The following is a 4,596-nucleotide window of genomic DNA, read 5'->3' as shown; positions in this document are numbered from 1 at the left end:
CCAACTAAACGCAGCCTCCCTTAGGGGAGGTTCGGATTGAAGACAAAGTCCTTAGAAGACACTTTTCTAAGGGCTTTTCTTTTTGTAAAGTTGTATAATAGAGGTAAGAAAAGTTGTGAGGTGCTAGCTATGTTTCACAAAGAAAAACCTGATTATCATCGCTGCCAATATGGCTTCTATACGATAGACGAATTGGTCCCAGAAGATCACTTTCTTCGCCAATTGGAATCAGAGGTTGATTTCGACTTTATGATACTGTCAATAATTTTGTGTAAACACTCAAGTAGAGTTATAGAGTGCTAATCAAATAAGCTTTCAAGTGTGTCAGAACATTGTCCAAACCCTTTATGGATTCGTTGACTTTGCTTGAAATTATAATCTTCAAACAAAGTAACTAAGTAACGTTCCAGAGCCTCCTCGTTAGGAAAAAGAACCTTCTTTTTCGTTTGACGTTTGATTTCTTTGTTAAGAGACTCAATGAGGTTTGTCGAATAAATGCTGTGCCAAATTTGATAGGGAAACTGAAAAAAAGTTAAAAGATTATCCGTTTTCTCCAGGCTTTCTGTGACTTTCCTATACTTTGGTTTCCATTCGGCGATAAAGTCCTCTAAAGCTTGTACTGCCATTTCTAAATTTTCAGCACGATAAATCATTTTAAATTACCCCAGAATAACCGCTCGATCAGATCGTTTCACCCTACTAGCCAGATTTCGACTAATATGAATCAAGCAACGTTGTTGTTTAGCTAATGGGTAAGCCTGACTGATAATCTGCTCAAGCCCTTAGAATCACAAAAACAACTAGATAGCTTACGAGTACGTAAAACAGATAAGATTGACGCTGAAAAACTAGCTACGTCTCAGTTCATCCTCAATCGTAAACCAAGCTATGTCCAAGAAGTGCTTTATCAAGAATTACGCGACCTCAGCCATTTCTATCAGAATCTTACTGGGGATATTTTCTGCGCTAAAAATCGTCTGCACAAGGTTCTACAGGTCTCTTTTCCTGAATTGTAAAACATCTTATCTTCACCAACTGTGGGAACAATATTGGAACTTGGTCATGACTTTTCCATGTAATAGTTTTGTACTGGAGTTAGATGACGCCGTATTAACAGCTATCATCCGTCAGTCTACGGCAAAACGCATCTCTGAAAAACGTGTGACTTACTTAGTAGATAAGCTTACAAAACTAGCTAATCAGTCTTATTGTGAGGTCAAGAAAACCTCTCCAATGATGGAAGAGATCAAATACTATGCAGGGGAGTTACTTAGGCTTTCTGAATATAGACAAGGCGTTTTAGAGGAGATGGTAACTTTGGCTCAACCTTTGCCAGAATACGAGATTCTTCTCTCTATTCCTGGAATCACTGAAACCACAGCGACAAGTATTATTGGCGAACTTGGTGACATTCGTCAATTTCATTCTGCCAATCAAATCAATGCTTTGATCAGCATTGACCTCAGCCACTATGAATCTGGGGACTTTCTAGCAAAGGAACATATCACCAAACGTGGGAATCCCTATGCCATAAAGGTTCTCTTTAAGTGCATTCATAACATAGCTTCAGCTGGCTACACCAATCCTTGTCATATAGCAGACTTCTATGAGAAACGGAAAAGACAATCGCAAGTGACTTCAACCAAACCACACACGATTGCCTCTACACATCGTCTCATTAGAACAATGTATTACCTCATAACACATAACAAGCTTTACGATTATACTTCTACCCAAAATCGGTAAAATTGTTTATGCCATATGATTGTAACACCTTATCAAAAAACCACTAGGTAAGGTGTTGTTTTTGCGTGCACTTTTTACACTAAACTTTAGTTCAAAAATAGACAAACTCCTTAGTTTGACTATGTAATTCAATCTATTTTTTTATCAAATGCCTTGATATGCTTGACAAATGGTAGAAAAGGACTCAGTCCTGTGCAATACAGAACTAAATCCTTTGGATAAATTAATTGTCTAACTTTTTGGGGTCAGTACAATTTTTATGGGACTTTTTGTGTATACTCAAAAAGCTCTATAATCTCTACAGTGGTTTTACAAATCACAGAAATAAAAAAATCTGAATTATTAGCGAAATTTTGTTCTTTAAAGGAAAATAGAGTTTAATTGGAAGTGGTATAACAAATTTCGTTTTTATTCATTTAAATAGTTGTTAAGAAAAATTGATTTAGATTATCTGATAATAAGTTTTTACTTGACAAATTGAAGATAGTCATCTTTTATGACTATACCAATTTAATTGTTGACAACTAATAAAACTAGGTATATAATGACTTTGTTCGGTTCAATAATAGGATATTGAACTATACCAATTTGTAGGAAAGGGATAGTAATTTAAAAGTTGCTACAGGTAATAATTAATGTGTGGAATTGTTGGAGTTGTTGGAAATAGTAATGCAGTGGATATCTTAATACAGGGTCTCGAAAAGTTAGAGTATCGCGGTTATGACTCAGCAGGTATTTATGTGACTGATGCCCCAGATAAAGGTTGTCTAGTTAAATCAGTTGGTCGTATTGCAGATCTTCGTGCTAAAATTAGCTCCGATGTTAAGGGATCAACTGGTATTGGTCACACGCGTTGGGCAACACATGGTCAAGCAACTGAGGATAATGCTCACCCACATACTTCGGAAACAGGGCGCTTCGTTTTAGTTCATAACGGAGTTATTGAAAACTATCTCCAAATTAAAGAAGAATACTTGCAAGGACACAAATTTAAAGGTCAGACAGATACTGAGATTGCAGTTCACTTGATTGGTAAATTCGTTGACGAAGATGGATTATCAGTTCTTGAAGCCTTAAAAAAATCTCTTCATATTATCCAAGGGTCATATGCGTTTGCTCTTGTTGACTCTCAAGCACCAGATACGATTTATGTTGCCAAAAACAAATCTCCACTTTTGATTGGTGTTGGTGAAGGTTACAACATGGTTTGTTCAGATGCCATGGCTATGATTCGTGAAACTAGTCAATTTATGGAAATTCACGATAAAGAGTTGGTTGTTCTGACCAAAGATGCTATCACAGTTACCGATTATGAAGGAAATGCTATTGAACGCGGTACTTATACAGCTGAACTTGATCTTTCTGATATTGGTAAAGGAACTTATCCTTACTATATGTTGAAAGAAATTGATGAGCAACCTACTGTAATGCGTAAATTGATTTCTACCTATGCAGATGATGAAGGAAATATCACTGTTGATCCAGCTATTGTCAAGTCAGTACAAGAAGCAGATCGTATTTACATCTTAGCAGCTGGGACTTCATATAATGCTGGTTTTGCGTCAAAAGCTATGTTTGAAAAATTGACAGATACACCAGTTGAAATAGGTGTTGCATCTGAGTGGGGTTACAACATTCCACTTTTGAGCAAAAAACCAATGTTTGTTTTGCTTAGTCAATCAGGTGAAACAGCAGATAGCCGTCAAGTTTTGGTGAAAGCTAACGAAATGGGAATCCCTAGTTTGACTGTTACCAATGTACCTGGTTCTACGCTTTCTCGTGAAGCAACATATACGATGCTTTTACATGCAGGGCCTGAAATTGCTGTAGCTTCTACAAAAGCTTATACTGCTCAGATTGCGGCTCTAGCTTTCCTTGCGAAAGCTGTTGGTGAAGCAAATGGCAAGAAAGAAGCACTTGAGTTTGATTTAGTGCATGAGTTATCAATTGTTGCTCAGTCAATTGAAGCGACTCTCTCTGAAAAAGATATGATTTCTGAGAAAGTTGAGAACTTGTTGGCTACAACTCGTAATGCTTTCTACATTGGTCGAGGAAATGATTATTATGTAGCTATGGAAGCATCATTGAAGTTGAAAGAAATCTCTTATATTCAATGTGAAGGCTTTGCTGCGGGTGAGTTGAAACACGGTACAATTTCATTGATTGAAGATGGTACTCCAGTTTTAGGATTAATTTCTGCAAGTGAAGTTGTGGCTGCTCATACTCGTGGTAATATTCAGGAAGTTGCTGCTCGTGGAGCTAATGTTTTAACAGTCGTTGAGGAAAAATTAGCTAAAGCTGATGATGATATTATTGTCAATCAAGTACATCCATTCTTATCACCGATCTCAATGGTTATTCCAACTCAGTTGATTGCTTACTATGCTTCTCTACAACGGGGTCTTGACGTGGATAAACCACGAAACCTTGCAAAAGCAGTAACAGTTGAGTAAGTTAGTTTCCGCATTCTAAATTTTATTAGCTCTTTTTTATCATTTATCAAGTCTATCAAAGCTTTAAGTTAAAAATGAGATAAGACAGTACTATTCTGAGTTTATTGTCTTAGTTTTAACAATTTTTGAGCCATAAAAAGGCATGCTAAAAAATACCTTTCCTGGTATTTTTGATCAAGGTTTCTTGCCAGTTTGTCAAGTGACGTATAGCGCTATACTACAATTTTACAAGACCCCACTACTTTAACCTAACGAAAAAGTAGTGAGTACTCTCTGGTTGGAGATTTTCTCACTACTCATCTTAGTATGTTTGTCAACTGTAGTGGGTGGCGAAAAGCTAACATCTAGAGAGGACCAGATAGGTCTTCTCTTTTTTTATGTTTAGAGTGATGAAGAT

Annotated in this window: 1 protein-coding gene and 2 pseudogenes; 2 read left to right on the top strand and 1 reads right to left on the bottom strand. The window is 36.7% G+C overall.

The annotated features are described in order from the left end of the window. Nucleotides 1–299: 299 nt before the first annotated feature. Nucleotides 300–782: pseudogene (locus HMPREF1519_RS01980) on the bottom strand (transposase); the annotation flags it as partial. Between HMPREF1519_RS01980 and HMPREF1519_RS01975 the strand changes: the two are divergent. Together HMPREF1519_RS01975 and glmS are read left to right on the top strand one after the other, a co-directional pair. Then, nucleotides 774–1,746 (top strand): annotated as a pseudogene (locus tag HMPREF1519_RS01975) (transposase); the annotation flags it as partial. The pseudogenes HMPREF1519_RS01980 and HMPREF1519_RS01975 sit on opposite strands and share 9 nt — an antisense overlap. 635 nt (nt 1,747–2,381) lie before the next feature. Beyond that, on the top strand, nt 2,382–4,199 hold the full coding sequence (glmS, locus tag HMPREF1519_RS01970) for a glutamine--fructose-6-phosphate transaminase (isomerizing) (RefSeq protein WP_022496548.1): 1,818 nt from the start codon (nt 2,382–2,384) through the stop codon (nt 4,197–4,199). Nucleotides 4,200–4,596: the final 397 nt, after the last annotated feature.

The sequence above is a fragment of the Streptococcus sp. SR4 genome (genome assembly GCF_000517725.1).
In the GTDB taxonomy this organism is placed as follows: domain Bacteria; phylum Bacillota; class Bacilli; order Lactobacillales; family Streptococcaceae; genus Streptococcus; species Streptococcus salivarius_F.
Note: the sequence above shows the minus strand (reverse complement) of the source record. Positions and strands in the feature narration are given on the sequence as shown.

What these genes read in the sequence shown, in the direction of transcription:
- glmS (WP_022496548.1), top strand. Translation starts at nt 2,382, where the DNA reads ATGTGTGGAATTGTTGGAGTTGTTGGAAATAGTAATGCAGTGGATATC.